The organism is Acinetobacter sp. DL27, from assembly GCF_055810995.1.
This window is the reverse complement of sequence record NZ_CM147947.1, coordinates 3,261,104-3,280,987: the sequence shown is the minus strand read 5'-3', so window position 1 is coordinate 3,280,987 and position 19,884 is coordinate 3,261,104. Positions and strand designations below refer to the sequence as shown.

Sequence of the window (19,884 nt, the reverse complement as noted above, 5' to 3'; positions counted from 1 at the left end):
TGAATTTTAATATTGAAACCTAAGCCAGTATTGCACTATTCAGATCGATTGCGTAGTTCTACATGCGGCATAAGCGACATAGTTTGACTTGGTATTTTAGTATTTGAATTTCAATGCTGAGCTTGGAACTGCTTACTTGATTGGTAAGTTTTGTGGCAGTTGATAAAGCCCTTGGCGCTCTAAAAAGCTGATCCAATCTTGCTCTGAGCCTTGAAATACATTGAGATCTACCAAGGTTGGTATGCCTTTAATTTGACCTTGGCTGGTGTGTTGCCAAAAGGTCCATTTCGGATTGCCTTTGAGCTCAGGCTGGCCTTGATATTCACGAATCCAAAGGGGAGTTTGTTTAAATTCATCGACCAAAACAATATTATAAAATGCTTTAGAGGTATAAAAAATGGGTTGCAAACCATAGTGTTGATAGAGTTGGTCGTGCATGACCTGAATTTCTTTGAGTAGCTGTTCTCTGGTGTAGGTGTTGATACAGGTGCTGTCATATTCCAAATCAATCACAGGTGGCAAACTATCGGTTTTCTTCGGTACAGTTTCGATAAAGTTCTGGGCCTGAATCTGGCCATCACGGCATAAACGATAAAAATGATAGGCTCCGACCAAAAAGCCTTGTTCACGGGCTTTGAGCCAATTGTCCTGAAATTTACGGTCTTTGAAATCACCCCCTTCAGTGGCTTTTAAATAGACGAATTTAAACTCTTGGGGAGAAATGGATTGCCATTGGATGTCACCCTGATGATGAGACACATCAAAGCCTTTTACCGGATACTCTTGGGCAGATGCGACATTGTTCTGCAAGAAAAAATAGGTGATTCCCAGTCCGACACATAGCATCACTACACAGGCAAGTATGTAATAGGGGTATGAGGTTTTTGACGGCGTGGAAACTTTCTTTCTTGCGGACATGCTTTTGCAGGTATTGGTTTTTAGCTCATCATCATAGCTCGAATTTGCGGAACTGACCATGATGATTATGGTCAGTGAATGGCAGCACTTTGTATCTGTTATTCATCCACGGTATCTTTAGGGATGTGCCAGAAAATGGCTGCGGTAATCAGGTTAATACAGCCCAAAACAATTAAGGTGTTATGGAATGCCATGACGATATGATCTGTGCCCAAATATGCCGTAAAGACATTGACCAAAGTACCTGCCAGAGCCACGCCAATACTCATCGACACCATCATGATCATTGACAAGAAACTGTTGCCACTGCTGGCATCTTGTTGCGGTAAATCTTTCAGCGTGAGGGTATTCATAGACACAAATTGCAGGGAGTTCAGCATGCCAAAAACAAAGAAATGCAGTGCCCGCAGCCAGGTTGGGGTGTCTGCGGTATTGAGGGCAAAACTGGCGATACATGCGCCGACCAATAAGGTGTTAACCAAAAGCACGTGGCGATAACCGAAGCGCTGAATCAAGTGACGAATGATGGGTTTAGATGCCAGTGAACCCAGCACGGTCGGAATCATCAAAAGCCCTGTCACAAAAGGTTCAAAGCCGAAAGCCACTTGCAGCATGAGTGGCATCAAAAAGGGCATAGCATTGCCACCGAGGCGAGCAAAGAAGTTACCTAAAATACCCACGGCATAAATGCGGTTACGAAACAGTTTACTGCGAAATAGCGCATTTTGATGCGTATGTGCATGATAGGCATACCAAAGCGCAGTTACTAAGCTCAGCACAATCAGCCCCATACTCCACCATAAAGTCAGGTGCGGACTGGCAAAATTTTCAATCCCTAGAGATAGTCCTGCCATGGTGATCACCAGCAGGATAAAACCCCAAAAGTCAAAACGCGGTACATTCTGCTCGGTGACATTCGGCATGGCTTTAAAGCTAATCAGGACACCTAACAGCCCCATGGGGAGGTTAATCAGGAAAATCCAATGCCATGTACTGACTTCGACTAACCAGCCCCCGAGTGTCGGACCAATCAGTGGACCAATCAGTCCCGCGAGACTCATTAAACTCATGGCCGATAAGAACTGCGTCCGCGGAATGACTTTGAGCATGGCTAAACGGCCAACAGGGAGCAATAATGCACCACCTATGCCTTGTAATACGCGATAGAACAATAACTCATTTAAGCTTTCAGAAAAGCCACAGCCCAGCGAGGCAAGGGTAAAAATGATAATGGCACTGAAATAGGTATTGCGCACCCCAAAACGGTCGGCGAGCCAGCCACTCAAGGGAATACAGGCAGCAACGGCAAGCACATAGGCCACCACCACGCTATGCATTTGCAGCGGGTCTTCATTCAAACTGGCTGCCATAGCCGGTAGAGCGGTATTCACAATGGTGGTATCTAAGCCTTGCATAAAAAAGCCAATCGAAACCAGAAGTACCAAAAGACGGTACTCAGGAGCGAGTGCTTGATGGGTCGGCGTTTGGTTCATAGATACAACAAAGTGAAATTTTTAAACAGTTTAGCTTAATTTAAGTTGGACTGTTGTTGCGAATGTGCATTTATCACATGCCATCAAATTGACATCTCTACGTCATGTGTTTGCAACGCGTACGTCATACTTTGGTTAAATTTGAACCTATATTTAGATCATGATGAATAAAACATATAGTGCTGTCTTTTTAGCATGCATGGGGTTGGGCTTAGCGGGGTGTAATGACAGCGATGATGCGCAAACCATCACATCACCGCCTGTGGTAGAGGAAGCCACGCCGAATAGTATTGAACTGGTTCATCTTGCAAGTTATGAGTCGGGGATATTTGGACAGAGTGCAGCTGAAATCCCTGCCTATGATGCTGCGAGTAAGCGTCTGTTCGTGGTGAATGCACAAAAAGGCATGGTCGATGTTTTAGATTTTTCCCAACCAGCGCAACCGACATATATCCAATCTTTGGATGCCAAAACTTATTTAGCCAATTCCGAGGTGAATAGTGTCGCGGTGCATAATGGCATCGTGGCGCTTGCTGTTCAGGCTGAGGATAAAACCCAAACCGGTATTGTGGCTTTTTTTAAAGCACAGGATCTCTCTTTTATCAGTCAAGTCAACGTGGGAGCTTTGCCAGATATGTTGACCTTCACGCCTGATGGTCGAAAAGTACTGGTAGCGAATGAAGCGGAACCGAATGAAGGGTATCAAGTCGATCCCGAAGGTTCGGTCAGTATTATTGATATTTCAGATATTCAAAAACCAACAGCAATCATTGCGGGCTTCCACACATGGAATGACCGTAAACAAGACTTATTAGATGCAGGCATTCGTATTTTTGGCCCAGACATCAGTCAATACCCAAATGTAGCGACCGCAGGTATTCAAACGACCACAGTTGCACAAGACCTAGAGCCTGAGTACATCGCAGTCAGTGCTGATGGTAAAAAAGCATGGGTCAGTTTGCAGGAAAATAATGCGATTGGGGTTTTAGACCTAGAAAAAAATCAATTTGTTGATCTTTTTCCGATGGGCTATAAGGACCATAGCTTGCCTGAAAATGCCTTGGATGGAAGTGACCGTGACTGTGCTATTGGTCAAGACTCTTTGGGACGTAGTATTACAGAATGTGCAAAAGATGCAGGCATGATTAATATTCGCTCTTGGCCGGGGCTATATGGCATGTATATGCCCGATGCCATTGCACAATATCAAGCCAACGGTAAAACCTATTTGGTCACGGCCAATGAGGGGGATGCCCGTGAATGGCTAAGGGATGCAACCAAATACTTTGAAGGCGGGGACTTAAATGCTGGTTATGCTGAAGAGATACGCATTAAACATTTGTTTAAAAAAGCAGGTTTTGATGCCAAAGGCGATTATGCCGCGCATTTACGTCAGCTTGCACCGAGCGTGAAAGGGGCAAAATTAAACCCAGAGGTGTTTAAACCTTGTCAAACGGCTGACGCAACAGAAGTCTGCGCGGATAATTTAATTAAAGATTCACAAATTGGACGTTTGACCATTAGTTGGACGCAAGGTTATCAAAAAGATCCACTAACAGGTCTGCCAAAGCTAGATGAAAATGGTCGTCTGACTTATGACAAATTATATGCCTATGGTGGCCGTTCGGTAAGTATTGTCGACCCTGAAACCAAGCAGATTGTATGGGACTCGGGGAGTGAGTTTGAGCGAAAAATTGCGGAGTTGTTTCCCAATCAATTTAATAGCAATCATGAAGCATTTAAATTTGATGACCGTAGTGACAATAAAGGCCCTGAACCTGAAGGCGTGACATTGGGTAAAATTGGTGAAAAGACCTTTGCCTTTATTGGACTTGAGCGTGCCAGTGGCATCATGGTGTATGACATTAGCAACCCGAATCAGGCTAAATTTGTTCAGTATCTGAACCATCGCAATACCAATGAAACAGAAGTCACGAAGCAAGGTGACTTAGGCCCAGAAGGTTTGATTTTCATCGCGGCGAAGAATTCACCCAATGGTCACCCGCTGTTGGTGGTGGGAAATGAAGTCAGTGGTAGTACAGCGGTTTATGAAGTCAAACTCAATTAAAAAACTGAGTTTTGAATTTGAAAAAAGAGCACTACGGTGCTCTTTTTTTATGGCGCTACAAAAAATATATGACAGGGATGTCATGAAAATGAAATAAAACCGTCATAATCTTTGGCAAACATCCAAGGGCACTGTCTTGGAATAAATTATTCAAAAGGTTGGTTTTATGACAATCGAAATTTTGATGGTGATAGGCTTCTGTTTAGCCGCTTATTCTATCGTCGGAAATGATGTGCCACAGACATTAGGTACGTTTATTTCATCCAATGCACATCGTCCATGGTGGGTGCTTTGGCTCTTTATCAGCACCATTTTGGTGGTGGTGTTGATTTATGGTTGGTATGCATCCGGTGTGGGGGATGCATCATATGGTCGTTTAGAAACGATCCCTTTTCCTGAGGGTGGGGTCACGTGGCTCTATATTGTGCCACCGATTTTGCTGTTATTTTTAACCAAATACGGAATTCCCGTCAGTACCACTTTCTTGGTTTTAACCATTTTCTCGCCTGCAAGTTTAGGCTCGATGATGGTGAAATCGATGATGGGCTATGCGGTGGCCTTTGTAGTTGCGATTATTGTCTATCGTTTTGTGATGCGCCAAGTCGCGAAGTATTTTGCAAAAACCCGTAATCAAGAACCATCGCATATTTGGATTGGGCTACAGTGGGTCTCTACGGCTTTTCTGTGGAGTCAGTGGCTGATTCAAGATTTGGCCAATATATTTGTCTATGTACCCCGTCAAGTGCCGTTTTCATTTTTACTGTTTGCCATCACGGTCTTTGTGGTGTTGTTGGCGGTGATTTTGTACCAACGTGGTGGTGCGATTCAGAAGATTGTTGATACCAAAACAGGTGTTACTGATATTCGTGCAGCGACTATTATTGACTTTATGTATGCCCTCATTTTGTTGGTCTTCAAAGAGTGGAGCAATATTCCAATGAGTACCACATGGGTATTCTTAGGTTTACTTGCAGGTCGTGAGTTTGCAATGTCGATGATTTTTGATGAAGTGAACAAACATCGCACTTCGCGTAACGTCAGTAAAGATGCGATGAAATTGATGTTTGGTTTAGCCATGTCCGTGATTCTGGCGACCACACTGCCGTGGTTCTATAACTTTGTCACCCATTATGGGCAATAAACGCACATGTTAAAAAAGCGAGCTCTAGGCTCGCTTTTTTATGGCATTAAGAACAGGGTTTAAATGGCAAAGTGTGCTGGACTGCCGAGGTTGGCAATGGCTGAATAAATCTGTTCAGCATGGTTGCATACAATTACTTTTGCGCGGTGCTGTGGCGGTAGAAAACCTTCTTCTACTGCATGATCCAACTGGGCAATCAGTGCGTCATAGAAACCATTGACGTTATAAATCATCATCGGCTTTTGGTGTTGGTTGAGTTGTCCCCAGGTTGCCACTTCTAAAATTTCTTCAAAAGTGCCTAAACCACCGGGTAGTGCGACAAAGGCGCTTGCACGTTCGGCCATTAAGGCTTTGCGCTCATGCATGGTTTGTACAACATGTAATTCGGTCAGTTGGTGATGCGCAATTTCATAATCCAGCATAAATTCTGGAATGACGCCGACTGCTTCACCGCCGTGGCTAATCATGGCATCGGCCACTTGTCCCATGAGGCCAATGCTGGCCCCCCCATAAACCAGACCAAAACCCTGTTTAGCTAAACCTTGTGCCAGTGCAATCGCTTTTTCTTGATAAATCGGTTTATTGCCTGAACGAGAACCGCAATAAAGTGCGATCAGAGGTTGAGTGGTTTGAACATTTACTTCAGTGTTGAGAGAGGATATTTTTAATTCACTATTCATGGCGTATGTTTTTACCTTTTGCTTTATCTACTTTTTCTCTCTTAGTTTAAGCAAGAAATGTGACGGCAAGCTGTATTTAATCTAACAATCGGGTAATAATTTGTTAAATCTTTTAAAACAGTGCGCTTTTGAAAAAAAGATGAATTTCATGTAGATCTTGCCTATACTTATTTCCTGTTTTACAACACAAGAACGAACATGGGTAGTGGTAGTTGTCGCTCAAGACATCTTCAGTTTTCCGAAAAAAAATTACAGCCATTGGTGCTGAATCTTCCTTTTCATCCGCTTAAGTTGCGTTATGCACCATATATTTCCCCTCGACAGGAGCAGATCACATGATATTTGAATGGATGTCTGATCCTTCTGCGTGGGTAGGATTACTCACCTTAGTGGTGCTGGAAATTGTGCTGGGGATTGATAACTTGGTTTTTATTGCGATTTTGGCGGAGAAGCTCCCACCAGAACAACGCAATACGGCTCGAGTTGTTGGTTTGATCCTTGCACTCTTAATGCGTTTGGTGCTGTTGGCCTCAATCGCTTGGGTGGTGACACTGACCGAGCCGCTGTTCCATATCTTCGATCATCCTTTCTCAGGACGGGATTTGATTCTTCTGTTTGGTGGGGTGTTCTTACTGTTTAAAGGCACCATGGAACTGCATGAACGTATTGACGCCAAAGTGGTTCAGAAAGAAGAAAGTCCAGCCAATGCTGTGTTTTGGATGGTGATCGTTCAGATTGTAGTTTTGGATGCTGTGTTTTCCTTAGACTCGGTGATTACCGCAGTTGGTATGGTTAAACACCTGTCTGTAATGATGATTGCGGTGATTATCGCTGTGGGCATTATGCTGTGGGCATCGAAAGCCTTGATGGAATTTGTCAACAAACATCCGACCGTGGTGATTTTGTGTCTCGGCTTCTTGATGATGATCGGTTTCTCATTGATTGTAGAAGGCTTTGGTTTCCATATTCCAAAAGGTTACTTATATGCCGCGATTGGTTTCTCGGTGATTGTTGAATTCATCAACCAAACCATGCGCCGTAATCAAGAAAAAATGGTCACCACCACAGACCTTCGCTATAAAACTGCGTCTGCGGTACTGCGAATGTTGGGCGGTAAAAGTAGTGATCATGCCTCTGAGCCTGAGGATGTACTGGCAACTCGCGCTTATGCGGATGAAGTGTTTGATCCTGAAAATGGGGTCTATCATAGTGTCTTGGTGCAAGGGGTGCTGGGTTTGTCCGAGCGTCCTGTGAAGTCCGTGATGACCCCACGTCCAGAGTTGGAGTGGATTGATTTAGAGGATGAAGAAGCTTCAATCAAATCACAACTACTCAGCATTACGCATTCACGTTTAATCGTGGCACGGGGCGAGTTAGACAACATCGCAGGTGTGGTGTTGACCCATAAAGTTTTGAATGAATATATTGAAACGGGTGTCCTCGATTTTGATAAACATTTACGTGAGCCTGTGATTGTGCATGAAAATGCGCAAGTCCTGATGGTGATGGAACAATTGCGTCAAGCGCCGTTGCAAATGGCTTTGGTCTTGAATGAATACGGCTCGATTGAAGGGATTGCCACGCCGATTGACGTATTAGAGGCGATTGCAGGGGAGTTCCCCGATGAAGATGCTGAAGACAATGTGGCTGAAAGTTTAGAAGATGGCAGCTTGATGCTCGATGGTTCAACCGATATTCGCCATGTGTCGTTATTGTTGGATCGTGATTTGGTCGACGAGTCCGATCAGTACTCAACCTTGTCAGGCTATATCCTCTTTCATTTAGGCCGTTTACCCGAGAATGGCTCTAGCCTTGAAGCAGATGGCTGTATTTTTGAAGTGGTGACGATGGATGGGCATAAAATTGAAAAAGTGCATGTGATTCCAAAGTCAGATCTGCACAAGGAATCATCTTAAAACAAACCTTAATCTGGTTTGAACAGGTTAAAATAGCTCGCAATGTCGAGCTATTTTTTATGGAAAAATCATGAGTAATGTTGAGTGTCCATGTGGACAGGGTGAATATAAGCAGTGCTGTCAGCCTTTGCACTTGGGACAAAGCCGTGCGCAGAGTGCTGCTCAACTTATGCGCTCACGTTATAGTGCTTTTGCCAAACAGCAAATTGATTATATTGTGCAAACCACAGCGTTGGGGCAGCAACAGGCTCTAGATGTTGCAGCAATTGCTGAGTGGAGTCGACGCAACCAATGGGTGAAGTTAGACGTCGTGCAGGCCAATGAAAAACTCGATAAAAACCATGCCATGGTCGAGTTCAAAGCCCATTATCATGATGGCAAATCGCCACAGATACATCATGAAATTTCACATTTTGTGAAACATGCCGAGGCATGGTATTTTTTAGATCCAACCACTGAAATGCAAATCACCATGAAACAAGCGTGTATCTGCGGTTCAGGGAAAAAATTTAAACAATGTTGTGCACAATTTTTATAATTTTAAGCAAATTTGGCTTAGAATAGCGCGCATCAATTAGCCTATATGGAATCCAGGCGATGTTACTCACTATTATTTATATTATAGCGATCACAGCAGAGGCAATGACAGGTGCACTATCGGCGGGTCGGCGTAGTATGGATTGGTTTGGTGTGGTGATTATTGCCTGTGTCACAGCACTGGGTGGCGGTTCTGTCCGCGATGTGTTGTTGGGACATTATCCGCTGACTTGGGTCAAACATCCTGAATATTTGATGCTGACGTGTTTTGCCGCTTTTATGACGATTTTGATTGCCAAGTGGATGCGCCATTTACGCAACATTTTCTTGGTGCTCGATGCTCTGGGCCTGATTGGTTTTACCATCATCGGCTGTCAAATTGCCTTAGAAATGGGACATGGTTTTGTGGTGTCTGCGGTTGCAGGGGTTCTTACAGGGGTATCAGGCGGTATCTTACGTGATATTTTGTGTAATGACGTCCCTTTGGTGTTCCGCCGTGAGCTATATGCCAGTATTTCTTTTGTCGCAGTGATTTTCTATTGGGGCTGTATTCAGCTCGGTTTATCACTTGAGCTGACCGTGATTTCGACTTTGATCTTTGGTTTTAGCTTACGTCTAATCGCAATTTACTTCGGCTTAGAAATGCCAAAATTCATTTATCAAGATGATGATGAGCAATCTGCTTCCTCGAAAGATGCGAGCTAAAATAGCAGTGATTTGACTGCCTTATTTGTATAAAAAAAGCACATAATGATAAAGCCTGTTGAGAAAGCAGCCTGCTATCTTTTCCCGCTTTAGAGGCCGAGCTATGGATTTAGTTTCTCGCATACAACGCTTACCGATCGGTAAATTTCACTACACCTTGTTGTGGGTCATTGGCTTGGGCTGGATGTTCGATGCCATGGACACGGGGCTGATTTCTTTTATTTTGGCAAAAATGGCCGAAGACTGGCACATGAGCCCAACCGAGAAAGGTTGGGTGGTCTCCATTGGCTTTGTCGGAATGGCGATTGGTGCGGTGTGCTCAGGTGGTCTGGCCGACCGCATCGGACGTAAAACAGTTTTTGCCGCGACCCTAGTGATTTACAGTTTAGCGACGGCGGCCTGTGCCTTTGCCCCTAACTTAACGTGGTTGTTGGTATTTCGTTTTATTGTGGGTCTCGGTTTGGGTGGACAGTTGCCAGTAGCGGTGACCTTGGTCAGTGAATACATTCCTGCGCAGGTGCGTGGGCGTTTTATCGTGCTGCTAGAAAGTTTTTGGGGTCTAGGTTGGCTTTGCGCTGCATTGGTGGCGTATTTTGTGATTCCAAAATTTGACTGGCATATGGCCTTTTTAATCGGTGGGATTCCTGCACTGTATGCCATTGTGATTTGGTTCAAAGTGCCTGAGTCAATTCCTTATCTCATCAACCGTGGCCGCATTGTGGAAGCGCATGCTTTGGTGCAGCAGATTGAACGTCAATGCGGTGTGGAAGTGATCGAGCATATCGTTGTTAAACCAGTGGCAGAAAAAAAGACCGTGTCTTTTACTCAGCTCTGGTCGGGGGCATTTGCACGTAGAACCTTGATGTTATGGCTGATTTGGTTTGGTATTGTCTACTCGTATTATGGCATTTTTACATGGTTACCCAGTTTGCTGGTGAAGCAGGGGTATAGCATTGTTCAGTCTTTTGAATATGTCTTGGTGATGATTTTGGCACAGCTTCCAGGCTATGTGGCCGCAGCATGGCTGGTCGAAAAGCTGGGGCGTAAAGCGACCTTGGCTGGCTTTATTGGCATGTGTGCAGTTTCCGCGTATTTCTTTGGTCAAGCTAACACTGTGAGCATGATCATGTTCTGGGGCTGTCTGATGTCATTCTTTAACCTCGGTGCATGGGGCGTGTTGTATACCTATACCCCAGAACAATATCCAACCAATATCCGAGCTTTTGGTTCGGGCTGGGCATCGGCCATTGGTCGTATGGGCGGCATTGTCGCTCCGATGGTGGTGACACATATGATGGTACAGAGCAATGGATTTAGTGCGATCTTTATGATGTTTACCGCAGTATTGCTTGCGGTTGCAGCGGTGATTTTGATTTTGGGTGAAGAGACCAAAGGCAAAACATTGGAAGAAATTGGACTGTAATTTAGTCCCTGCTGAAGATTGAGAGTCAGATGTGCTGAGACTCTCAGTCTTCAGTAAACATCTAGATAAAATTTAGATGATGGATCTGAAAATAACGGATAACCAGATCCAACTCAGCAATAAGAATTCAATCTGCTCGGCCAAAACGTGGCCTCTCAAAGCTGCATTTTGATAAATGCGGATCTTGCTAATGATGAGACCTTTTAAATAATCACTGCTTGATTGATGTGATCTACCCAATTGGTTGTGTCGCATTTTGGGCGAGGATGACCCGATTTTTTGTCGATCGTATCGATCAAGTTGAGTGGGCTGAAGTTGCTTCATTGTTTTCATTGACGAGCAGAGATGGACACAGGAACTGAACTTCAAAATAATTAGTTGCTCATTTTAAAAAAAATGGATAATTTTACGACACTAGGAACATCTAAAGACGCAATTTGTCGTAGTGGTGTACGCTTTCACTTGTATAGGCAGAGCCTGCGACATAGCATAAGAACTTAAACAAAAAACGATTAATTAGGATGACAGGTTGTTATGACGAACCTTGCGCATCAAGCGACAGAAAACCGTTCCGTAGCAGAATTTACTGAACAAGCATATCTCAATTACGCCATGTACGTGATCATGGATCGTGCCTTACCGCATATCAGCGATGGCTTAAAACCTGTACAACGCCGTATTGTGTATGCCATGAGTGAGTTGGGACTGAAACACAGCGGTAAACCCAAAAAATCTGCGCGTACCGTCGGCGATGTGCTCGGTAAGTATCACCCGCATGGTGATTCGGCCTGCTATGAAGCGATGGTGCTGATGGCGCAGCCTTTTAGTTATCGTTATCCGTTTATTGAAGGTCAAGGTAACTGGGGCTCTCCAGATGATCCAAAATCGTTCGCGGCGATGCGTTATACCGAAGCCAAATTATCTCAGTATAGTGAAGTGCTTTTGTCTGAACTGGGACAGGGGACTTGTGACTGGCAGGACAACTTTGATGGTTCGATGAAAGAGCCTGTGACTTTACCTGCACGTATTCCGAATATTTTGTTAAATGGTACCACGGGCATTGCGGTTGGTATGGCTACGGACATTCCACCACACAACCTGCGTGAAGTCGTGAAAGGCACCATTGCCTTAATTCGTAATCCAAATCTAGGCGATGAAAAAGTTGCAGAATACATTCCTGCACCTGATTTGCCGACCAAAGCAGAAATTATTACGCCGCCTGAAGAACTGTTAAAAATACAAAGCACAGGTCGGGGTAGTTACCGTATGCGTTCGGTGTATCGCATCGAAAAAAATGAAATTGTGATCACGGACTTGCCTTATCAAGTGTCAGGCTCGAAAGTTATTTCGCAAATTGCAGATCAAATGCAGGCGAAAAAACTGCCTTTGGTGAGCGATGTACGAGATGAATCGGATCATCAAAACCCAACCCGTTTGGTAATCGTACTGCGTTCAAATCGGATTGATGCTGAAGCGGTAATGAGTCACCTTTTTGCCACCACTGATCTTGAGTCGAGCTATCGGGTCAATATGAACATGATTGGTGCGGATGGCCGTCCACAAGTGAAATCGATTCGTCGTATTTTGCTGGAGTGGATTGAAATTCGAAAGGAAACCGTCACCCGTCGTCTGCAATATCACCTGAATAAAATTGAAAAACGCTTACATATTTTGGGCGGTTTGATTATTGCCTATTTAAATATTGATGAAGTGATTCGTATTATTCGTGAAGAAGAACAGCCCAAAGCGGAGTTGATGTCACGTTTTAATATTGATGATATTCAGGCCGAAGCCATTTTAGAACTCAAGTTGCGTCATTTGGCCCGACTTGAAGAAATGGAAATGCGCCGTGAGCAAGAAGAGTTAGAAGCTAAAGCTGCACTGATTCGTGAACAGTTGGCCAATCCTGAGTCTTTAAAAGCGTTGATCATCAATGAACTCAAAGATGATGCGAAAAAATACGGCGATGACCGTCGTTCACCAATCGTGCATCGTGCGGAAGCGACGGCGATGAGTGAGCAAGACTTCATGCCTGCTGATCCTGTGACTGTGGTGTTGTCTGAAGCGGGGTGGATTCGTTCAGCCAAAGGTCATGAAGTTGATGCTGAAAACCTGAACTTCCGTGCGGGCGATCAATATCTTAGTCATGCGCAAGGCAAATCGAATCAGCGCGTGTATGTATTGGATGAGTCAGGACGTAGTTATGCCCTAGCCATTAACAGCCTACCGTCCGCGCGTGGTCTGGGAGAACCGTTGAGTTCAAAATTGTCTCCAGCCAGTGGTGTCGGTTTTAAACAAGTCTTCATTGCTGATGATGAAACCGAAGTCGTGGCGCTGAGTAGCAAAGGGTATGGTTTTAAAACACAGGCAAAACAGTTAGATACCAATGCAAAAGCAGGGAAAGCCTTCTTAACTTTACCTGAAAAAGCCACAGTCATGCCGTTAACCAGTGTTGATCAAGCCACCCATTTGGCGTTACTGACCTCAACGGGTCGTTTGTTGATTTTAGAGTTGTCAGAGTTACCTATTTTGAATAAAGGTAAAGGTAATAAATTGATACAACTTGAAGAGAAAGATCAAATTGTATTCATGACAAGATTAACGCTAGATGAAATACTGCAAGTCGTTGCAGGACAGCAGCAATTAAAATTGAAGGGTGATGACTTGCAAAAATACATAGGCAAAAGAGCATCAAAAGGGCAGTTATTACCACGTGGTTATCAAAAAGCAAATAAACTGTTAGTTCAGAGATAAAACTAGCATCCATTGATCAAAATACGTTATATATGGTATGTATGCGGGAAATGGATGCAGTATTAAGCAACAGAAGTTAAATAAAGAGCGCTTAATATTGAGAACAATAGTTGAAATTTAAGGATTACTGATAGGAGAATCGGGCGATATGGAAAAAATTTGGTTCGCAGAATACCAAAAAACGGGGATTCCAGAGACTGTAGAATTGCCACCAGAAAACACGTCATTAGTAGATGTTTTTGAACGAAATTTCCAAAAATTTGGCTCTCGTGATGCTTTTATCTTTATGGATAAAGTGCTTACTTTTAGTGAGTTAGAGGAAGCAAGCCGTAAATTTGCAACATATTTACAAAGTCTGGGCCTAGCAAAAGGCTCACGTGTCGCTGTGATGATGCCGAACGTTCTTCAGTATCCTATCGTTGCTTTGGGTGTATTCCGTGCAGGTTTAGTACTGGTTAACGTCAATCCATTGTATACCGCGCGCGAACTTGAACATCAGTTAAATGACTCAGGTTCAGAAGTTTTGGTGATCATTGAAAACTTTGCCTCTGTTTATCAAGCGATTAATGGTAAAACGCCAGTTAAACATGTCGTGATTGCCTCTGTAGGTGACATGTTAGGTGCATTAAAAGGCACACTGGTGAACTTTGTATTACGTTCAGTACGTAAGCAAATTCCAGCATGGAATATTCCTGGCCATATTCGCTTTAACGCAGCGATGTCGAAAGTCAGCGCGAGCAATTATAAGCGTCCGAACTTAACGTTAAGTGACACAGCAGTGCTTCAGTACACGGGTGGCACTACAGGGGTATCTAAAGGTGCAGAACTGACGCATCGCAACCTTGTGGCGAACATGTTGCAGTGTGACGGTATTTTCCAAAGTAAATTTGGTGCGCAAGACGGTCAGCCTGATGACCGCATTTTCTGTGCATTACCGCTATATCATATTTTTGCTTTCATGGTTTGTGCGATGTACGGCATGTACAAAGGCCAAGCCAACGTTTTGATTCCAAACCCGCGAGACTTACCTGCGGTGATGAAAGAATTACGTAAATATCAACCGTCATTCTTCCCAGCAGTGAATACACTATTCAATGCTTTAGTGAACAATGAAGAGTTTAAGCAACTCGACCACAGCAAATTGAAAATGGCGATGGGTGGTGGTATGGCTGTGCTTCCTTCTACAGCAGAAGCGTGGAAGCGAATTACTGGAACCAACATCATTGAAGGTTACGGCCTATCTGAAACTTCACCTGTGGCAACGGCAAATCCGCCAGCGTCAGAAGAGTTCAGTGGCACGATTGGTATTCCATTGCCATTAACTGAAGTTGCAATTTTGGATGATGACGGTAAGGAAGTTGCACTGGGTGAACAAGGTGAGATTTCAATCCGTGGTCCACAAGTGATGCGTGGCTATTGGAACCGTCCAGATGAAACGGCTAAAGTGATGACTGAAGATGGTTTCTTCCGTACGGGTGACATTGGTGTCATGGACCCTCGCGGCTATGTCAAAATTGTAGACCGTAAGAAAGACATGATTTTGGTGTCAGGCTTTAACGTTTACCCTTCAGAAATTGAAGAAGTGGTTTCAAAGCATCCTAAAGTATTGGAAGTGGCTGCCATTGGTGTACCTGATGAAAAATCAGGTGAAGTACCAAAACTGTTTGTGGTGAAGAAAGATCCATCTTTAACCACAGAAGAAGTATTGGCATTTGCGAAAGAAAACTTAACGGGTTACAAACGTCCGCGTTATGTTGAATTCTTGGATGAGTTACCGAAATCAAACGTAGGTAAAATCCTACGTAAAGATTTACGTAAAACAGCTTAAGTTCAAATAAAAAAGCGCCGTCAGGCGCTTTTTTTTCATGTTCGTATTTAATTTTTCATTAACCAGCGATCAATATAGGGACGGCCAATGCCCAAGATGCCAACAAAGGTCAGCATCGTCCCGCACTGACGACTAAAGGCTGGGAAAGCAAAACTACCAAAACTCAGGACATTGTCGATCAGACAATAGACCGCTACTGCAAGCAACCAAGTCCATAGATTTTGACGTTTAATCCCCACCATCCAAAATGCAATGATCAGCATGACCAGTGTGCCAAGGGTTGAGCCAATATTCATATTGGCACAAATGACCGCCAATAAAAATGCAGTAACGGGAAGCACAATCTTTAAAACACGATCCACTTGGCGTTGATGTTGACGCTGAATTTCGAGCACGTCGAACATTTCTTTTTGATCAGGGCTAGCCATGCAGGAGTCTAATCGGGAAATTATAAAAACACTATAATTTAACCAAATTTATCCTCGGAATGCCATGCTATGATAGCCTTCGAAATGATCTTGATGAGAAAAAACCAATGCAAAGCATTAGCGGGATTATTTATCTCATTTTAATTGCTTGTTTACTGCCTTACGTATTTACAATCATTGCTAAAAAAACAGCAGGATTTCGCGCCAAAGATAATCAACATCCGCGTGAATTTCTCGCCAAGACGACTGGTCTGGCAGCACGTGCCAATGCGGCACAGCAAAATAGCTTTGAGAGTTTACCGTTATTTATTGCAGCCATCTTAATGGCTGAATATATGGTGATTCCGCAAGTGGTCACCATGACCTTTGGTATTGCCTATCTGGTCTTTCGTGTGGTGTATGGGATTTGCTATTTGGCCAACTGGTCGACACTCCGTACGATTGTTTGGCTCTTGTCACTATTGTGTCCTATTTGTTTATTATTGTTGGTCATTCGACTGACGATGGGCTAAGTGCGAAACATACATATTTTCACCCAGTGGATGTATAATCGCAGAAATATTTTTTTCTCAAAAACCGTTATAATCGATGCGGTTTTTTAAAAGATTTAACTTGTTAAAGAGTGATGTTATGAGCTACAGCAATATCCCTGCGGGTAAAGATGCACCGAACGATATCTACGTGATCATCGAAATTCCTGCAAATGCAGCACCAATCAAATATGAAATTGATAAAGATTCGGATGCGCTTTTTGTAGATCGTTTCATGGGTACAGCAATGTTCTACCCAGCGAACTATGGTTATGTACCAAACACCTTGTCTGAAGATGGTGATCCATTAGATGTACTTGTTGTAACGCCACATCCAGTTGAACCAGGCTCAGTAATTCGTTGCCGTCCTGTGGGTAAATTGAACATGGAAGATGACGGTGGTATCGATGCGAAATTGATCGCAGTTCCACATGACAAGTTAACGCCAATTTATAAAGACGTGAAAGAATATACCGATCTTCCACCTTTATTGATTCAACAAGTTGAACACTTCTTCGCGCACTATAAAGACTTAGAGCCAGGAAAGTGGGTTAAATTAACAGGTTGGGAAGGTTCTGAAGTTGCTAAGCAAGAAGTGCTTAAAGCAATCGAGGCAGCAAAATAAGCCTGTCTGTTAAGCCTCGATTGAACTGTGTTTGATTGTAGGCTTCAATAAAAAAACCTGCACAATGTGCAGGTTTTTTATTGGGCTTCTATTCTGAGAAATTAGAATAATTTCACAGGAATATCTAACCAGATACGCCATTCATTGGTTGAGCCAATACCTTCGCTGTTATTCACTTTTTGGTTATTGTAGCTGCTACTTGAACGCAAGTACGAGTAGCGTAAGCGTAAGCTAGCATCTTTGAATGCACCCGATTGAACCGTGTATTTCACTTGGTTGAAAAACTCATGTTCTTCAGCTTGATCAATAATTTTAGTTTGGTTGTTGCGCTCTGCAACATCAATATCCCAACCGTAAACAAATGCACTTGTCCAGTTCAAGCCAGGTAAGCCGTGGTTTTTAAAGTTATAGTTGTATTGCAAACCTACTGATTTTTCATCATTACCGTTGAAATCAGATAAGTATGAATTTGGCACATAAATACTTTGTAGACCATCTGCATTGTATGCATAGTCATAACCTGTATTGCCAGCATTATCCTGATAAGCCAGCATTACATTGTGAACATCTTTATTGTAGGTTGCCGAAACTCCCCAAATAGTGTTTTCACGGTCTGCAAGGTTATCTGTAGTATGTGAACCTGTGGCTGCGCCAACTTCCCACTGTGTGTTATAAGCGACAGCATCTAAGGTTACATTTGCATCGTTCGGTACAGCAAAGTTGTAATTTGCATTGGCATAGTGGCGTTCCAATTTATCTTTAACGTCTACCCCATAATAAGAGGCATTAACTTGGTCGTTAAACTTGTATTTTGCGCCCCAGAAAATAGCACTGTCCAAATTTTGTTGGTCTGAGCTGATATCATTAGACCATTGGTTTTTAGTAAATTTACCGCCAATTAAGGTCAAGTCTTTAATTTCATTACTTTCAATATAAAGACCAGTGTAGTACTCAGGGGTTAAACGAGCAGTATTGCTTGCAATTACTGGAATTTCAGATACTTGTGTACCATATTTAGCTGTGGTATTCGATACACGTGCTTTTACATAAGCGCCGCCACGTGCCCAATGATCATAGGCATCTTTAGTTCCATCGGCATTATCTTGACTATGAGTTGGGATCATTTGGTTACCAGTATGCCCATTTTTACCGAGTTTAAATGAAGCATCCCCAATAATCCCTGCACCAAAACCAATTACACCTTTAGTAAAGCCTGAATCTAAATTGACAATTGCTGTTTGGGCAGCAGAACTGGTGTCATTAGTGAGACCATCTTTTTTATCACGATGTAAAAAACCTGTACGGAATAAAACCGAACCGTTTGCGTCTTCTACAAAGCCTTTAGATTCACTTTGTTCGCTAGCAAAAGCTGTTGATATAAGTGCAGTTTGTACTAAAACTGCTAATGTTAATTTTTTTGTGTTTTGCATTGGGGAGCGAACCTTATACAAATTGGATGGAAAGAGAACAGCAATTGTATAAGTAATCGCTGAAAAATTGTCATTTTTATTTAACATATTCAACTAAAGTAATGCATTTTTTTGTAAGCGATATGTTTGAAATATTTTAATTTTAGTTAAAATATTCGGTTTACTAAAATAAATCTTTATAAAACATTGAATTATTTTTCTCTTCTTAATTCTGTTTTTTGCTATGTATTGCAGAATATAATATATAGATTGTGAGGTTATTTTAGCTTATGAATCAAAGTGTTCAGATATTTCTGGGCTTTTGGAATCGGCTCAAAATCATCCATAGCCAGATTGGCAAACGATGAATTACACAGCAGTTACCTAGGGAAAATTGACCCATTGTTAAAAAATAGCTTTAAAATTTATGGGTATGGAATCAGTAAATGATTCATGTCTAAAGAAATTTTGAGAGCTTAAATGCATAAAAATTCACATAAAATTGCACTATTTTTAATTTTTTCCACTGGCAGTGTGTTGGTCAACGCAAGTGAGCCCCAGCAACAAAGCTCAGAAGGCGGACTTAGCGGAAGCCTTGCTGTGCTCAGTCAGTATATTTATCGTGGGGGTATTGAAAATGATCAGCCTACCCTACAAGCAGGGCTTGAATATGAACATGCATCTGGTCTATATGCTGGTTATTGGGCTTCAACACTGAATTATGATGCAGCAGATGTCAGCAAAGATCACGGTGTAGAGCATGATTTTTATATGGGGTATGCAGGCACACTCAGTCCAGATTTAAGCTATCGCTCACATATTGTGACTTATTTATATAATGATGGCGGCTCGGTCTATAATGAAGATCGAACAGAACACCGAAGTACAACTGGAGCGGAATTTGTAAATAGTTTGAGCTATAAAGACTTTGATGTAGGCGTCACAGTGGCTTTAGTGGATGTGAGCTATGCCAATGCAGGTGATACTTATTTAAGCCTTGCACATCATTATGCACTTCCTCAAAATTTTCAACTCAATAGTTCGATTGGTGCATCGATTTATCGTCAGCATGATGATGCCATACTCACTACAGAGAAGAACTTTACTATTAATGAAGTTCGCTTAGGCTTGAGTAGACCCTTTGCAGAGACAGGGATCGAGATGTCTGCGGATTATATTTATGGTGTGCATAATCGTATGGGCGAGGATTTAGAGGACCATCTGGTGCTGGGTTTAACTTACAACTTTTAAATGTTGTAGATATGAAAAGTGCATCCAGATCGGTTGGGGATGCACTTTTTTTATGCACTTAAAAACGTACCTTCCAAAGATGAGTCTCAAAATAGCGCATATTGTAAACAATTACGTTTGCTTGATGGGCTTGGCTTCAATTCACCGCGAAGATGTTTAACGATCAAGCTGAGGGCGA

General features: G+C 42.8%; 16 protein-coding genes. 11 read left to right on the top strand and 5 right to left on the bottom strand.

Features of this window, described 5'->3' with window-relative positions; genetic code table 11:
• Positions 1-132: 132 nt before the first annotated feature.
• Both AC0KVP_RS15760 and mdtD read right to left on the bottom strand, forming a co-directional pair.
• Positions 133-918 (bottom strand): glycoside hydrolase family 25 protein, encoded by a 786-nt coding sequence (locus AC0KVP_RS15760; RefSeq protein WP_373863446.1) that lies wholly within the window; start codon positions 916-918, stop codon positions 133-135.
• Between the two features lie 98 nt (positions 919-1,016).
• The gene (gene mdtD, locus AC0KVP_RS15755; RefSeq protein WP_159127013.1) at positions 1,017-2,411 is read right to left on the bottom strand and encodes a multidrug transporter subunit MdtD; all 1,395 of its coding nucleotides are present in this window, start codon (positions 2,409-2,411) and stop codon (positions 1,017-1,019) included.
• 160 nt (positions 2,412-2,571) lie between these two features.
• Here mdtD and AC0KVP_RS15750 point away from each other — a divergent pair, with 160 nt between their 5' ends.
• Together AC0KVP_RS15750 and AC0KVP_RS15745 are read left to right on the top strand one after the other, a co-directional pair.
• Positions 2,572-4,479, top strand: a complete 1,908-nt coding sequence (locus AC0KVP_RS15750; RefSeq protein ID WP_183174244.1) for a choice-of-anchor I family protein — start codon at positions 2,572-2,574, stop codon at positions 4,477-4,479.
• Between the two features lie 166 nt (positions 4,480-4,645).
• On the top strand, positions 4,646-5,620 hold the full coding sequence (locus tag AC0KVP_RS15745) for a hypothetical protein (protein ID WP_004692891.1): 975 nt from the start codon (positions 4,646-4,648) through the stop codon (positions 5,618-5,620).
• 59 nt (positions 5,621-5,679) lie between these two features.
• Here the strand turns inward: AC0KVP_RS15745 and AC0KVP_RS15740 are convergent, their stop codons facing one another.
• Positions 5,680-6,300, bottom strand: coding sequence for an LOG family protein (locus AC0KVP_RS15740; RefSeq protein WP_279044809.1), 621 nt, complete (start codon positions 6,298-6,300; stop codon positions 5,680-5,682).
• Positions 6,301-6,635: 335 nt separating this feature from the next.
• On the opposite strand from AC0KVP_RS15740, the gene AC0KVP_RS15735 reads away from it, so the two are divergent.
• The 6 genes from AC0KVP_RS15735 to AC0KVP_RS15710 all read left to right on the top strand — a co-directional run bounded on the left by AC0KVP_RS15735 (position 6,636) and on the right by AC0KVP_RS15710 (position 15,463).
• Positions 6,636-8,216, top strand: coding sequence for a TerC family protein (locus AC0KVP_RS15735; RefSeq protein WP_004978531.1), 1,581 nt, complete (start codon positions 6,636-6,638; stop codon positions 8,214-8,216).
• A 70-nt stretch (positions 8,217-8,286) separates the two neighbouring features.
• Positions 8,287-8,754: a YchJ family protein gene (locus AC0KVP_RS15730; protein WP_348924678.1), complete on the top strand. Its 468-nt coding sequence runs from the start codon at positions 8,287-8,289 to the stop codon at positions 8,752-8,754.
• Between the two features lie 59 nt (positions 8,755-8,813).
• Positions 8,814-9,458 (top strand): trimeric intracellular cation channel family protein, encoded by a 645-nt coding sequence (locus AC0KVP_RS15725; RefSeq protein ID WP_004692884.1) that lies wholly within the window; start codon positions 8,814-8,816, stop codon positions 9,456-9,458.
• A 103-nt stretch (positions 9,459-9,561) separates the two neighbouring features.
• Positions 9,562-10,881 (top strand): niacin transporter NiaP, encoded by a 1,320-nt coding sequence (gene niaP, locus AC0KVP_RS15720; protein ID WP_473337791.1) that lies wholly within the window; start codon positions 9,562-9,564, stop codon positions 10,879-10,881.
• A gap of 534 nt (positions 10,882-11,415) precedes the next feature.
• Positions 11,416-13,635 (top strand): DNA topoisomerase IV subunit A, encoded by a 2,220-nt coding sequence (gene parC, locus AC0KVP_RS15715; protein ID WP_348922917.1) that lies wholly within the window; start codon positions 11,416-11,418, stop codon positions 13,633-13,635.
• A gap of 148 nt (positions 13,636-13,783) precedes the next feature.
• On the top strand, positions 13,784-15,463 hold the full coding sequence (locus AC0KVP_RS15710) for an AMP-binding protein (RefSeq protein ID WP_004692881.1): 1,680 nt from the start codon (positions 13,784-13,786) through the stop codon (positions 15,461-15,463).
• 47 nt (positions 15,464-15,510) lie between these two features.
• Here AC0KVP_RS15710 and AC0KVP_RS15705 read toward each other — a convergent pair whose 3' ends face one another.
• Positions 15,511-15,891 (bottom strand): hypothetical protein, encoded by a 381-nt coding sequence (locus AC0KVP_RS15705; RefSeq protein WP_087014508.1) that lies wholly within the window; start codon positions 15,889-15,891, stop codon positions 15,511-15,513.
• A gap of 107 nt (positions 15,892-15,998) precedes the next feature.
• On the opposite strand from AC0KVP_RS15705, the gene AC0KVP_RS15700 reads away from it, so the two are divergent.
• Together AC0KVP_RS15700 and ppa are read left to right on the top strand one after the other, a co-directional pair.
• A complete protein-coding gene (locus AC0KVP_RS15700; RefSeq protein WP_087014506.1) occupies positions 15,999-16,403 on the top strand; it encodes an MAPEG family protein in 405 nt (134 codons plus the stop codon).
• A 118-nt stretch (positions 16,404-16,521) separates the two neighbouring features.
• Positions 16,522-17,046 carry an inorganic diphosphatase gene (gene ppa / locus AC0KVP_RS15695; RefSeq protein ID WP_004692877.1) on the top strand — a complete coding sequence of 175 codons (525 nt, stop codon included), beginning with the start codon at positions 16,522-16,524 and terminating at the stop codon, positions 17,044-17,046.
• Between the two features lie 101 nt (positions 17,047-17,147).
• On the opposite strand, the gene AC0KVP_RS15690 is transcribed toward ppa, so the two are convergent.
• Positions 17,148-18,476, bottom strand: a complete 1,329-nt coding sequence (locus AC0KVP_RS15690) for an OprD family outer membrane porin (RefSeq protein ID WP_078425964.1) — start codon at positions 18,474-18,476, stop codon at positions 17,148-17,150.
• A 459-nt stretch (positions 18,477-18,935) separates the two neighbouring features.
• Between AC0KVP_RS15690 and AC0KVP_RS15685 the strand changes: the two genes are divergently transcribed.
• Complete coding sequence (locus AC0KVP_RS15685) at positions 18,936-19,706, top strand: TorF family putative porin (protein WP_473337785.1); 771 nt, start codon at positions 18,936-18,938, stop codon at positions 19,704-19,706.
• The last annotated feature ends 178 nt before the right edge of the window (positions 19,707-19,884 follow it).

What these genes read in the sequence shown, in the direction of transcription:
- AC0KVP_RS15760 (WP_373863446.1), bottom strand. Translation starts at nt 918, where the DNA reads ATGTCCGCAAGAAAGAAAGTTTCCACGCCGTCAAAAACCTCATACCCC.
- AC0KVP_RS15735 (WP_004978531.1), top strand. Translation starts at nt 6,636, where the DNA reads ATGATATTTGAATGGATGTCTGATCCTTCTGCGTGGGTAGGATTACTC.
- AC0KVP_RS15700 (WP_087014506.1), top strand. Translation starts at nt 15,999, where the DNA reads ATGCAAAGCATTAGCGGGATTATTTATCTCATTTTAATTGCTTGTTTA.
- AC0KVP_RS15750 (WP_183174244.1), top strand. Translation starts at nt 2,572, where the DNA reads ATGATGAATAAAACATATAGTGCTGTCTTTTTAGCATGCATGGGGTTG.
- AC0KVP_RS15730 (WP_348924678.1), top strand. Translation starts at nt 8,287, where the DNA reads ATGAGTAATGTTGAGTGTCCATGTGGACAGGGTGAATATAAGCAGTGC.
- mdtD (WP_159127013.1), bottom strand. Translation starts at nt 2,411, where the DNA reads ATGAACCAAACGCCGACCCATCAAGCACTCGCTCCTGAGTACCGTCTT.
- parC (WP_348922917.1), top strand. Translation starts at nt 11,416, where the DNA reads ATGACGAACCTTGCGCATCAAGCGACAGAAAACCGTTCCGTAGCAGAA.
- niaP (WP_473337791.1), top strand. Translation starts at nt 9,562, where the DNA reads ATGGATTTAGTTTCTCGCATACAACGCTTACCGATCGGTAAATTTCAC.
- ppa (WP_004692877.1), top strand. Translation starts at nt 16,522, where the DNA reads ATGAGCTACAGCAATATCCCTGCGGGTAAAGATGCACCGAACGATATC.
- AC0KVP_RS15745 (WP_004692891.1), top strand. Translation starts at nt 4,646, where the DNA reads ATGACAATCGAAATTTTGATGGTGATAGGCTTCTGTTTAGCCGCTTAT.
- AC0KVP_RS15725 (WP_004692884.1), top strand. Translation starts at nt 8,814, where the DNA reads ATGTTACTCACTATTATTTATATTATAGCGATCACAGCAGAGGCAATG.
- AC0KVP_RS15685 (WP_473337785.1), top strand. Translation starts at nt 18,936, where the DNA reads ATGCATAAAAATTCACATAAAATTGCACTATTTTTAATTTTTTCCACT.
- AC0KVP_RS15705 (WP_087014508.1), bottom strand. Translation starts at nt 15,891, where the DNA reads ATGGCTAGCCCTGATCAAAAAGAAATGTTCGACGTGCTCGAAATTCAG.
- AC0KVP_RS15690 (WP_078425964.1), bottom strand. Translation starts at nt 18,476, where the DNA reads ATGCAAAACACAAAAAAATTAACATTAGCAGTTTTAGTACAAACTGCA.
- AC0KVP_RS15710 (WP_004692881.1), top strand. Translation starts at nt 13,784, where the DNA reads ATGGAAAAAATTTGGTTCGCAGAATACCAAAAAACGGGGATTCCAGAG.
- AC0KVP_RS15740 (WP_279044809.1), bottom strand. Translation starts at nt 6,300, where the DNA reads ATGAATAGTGAATTAAAAATATCCTCTCTCAACACTGAAGTAAATGTT.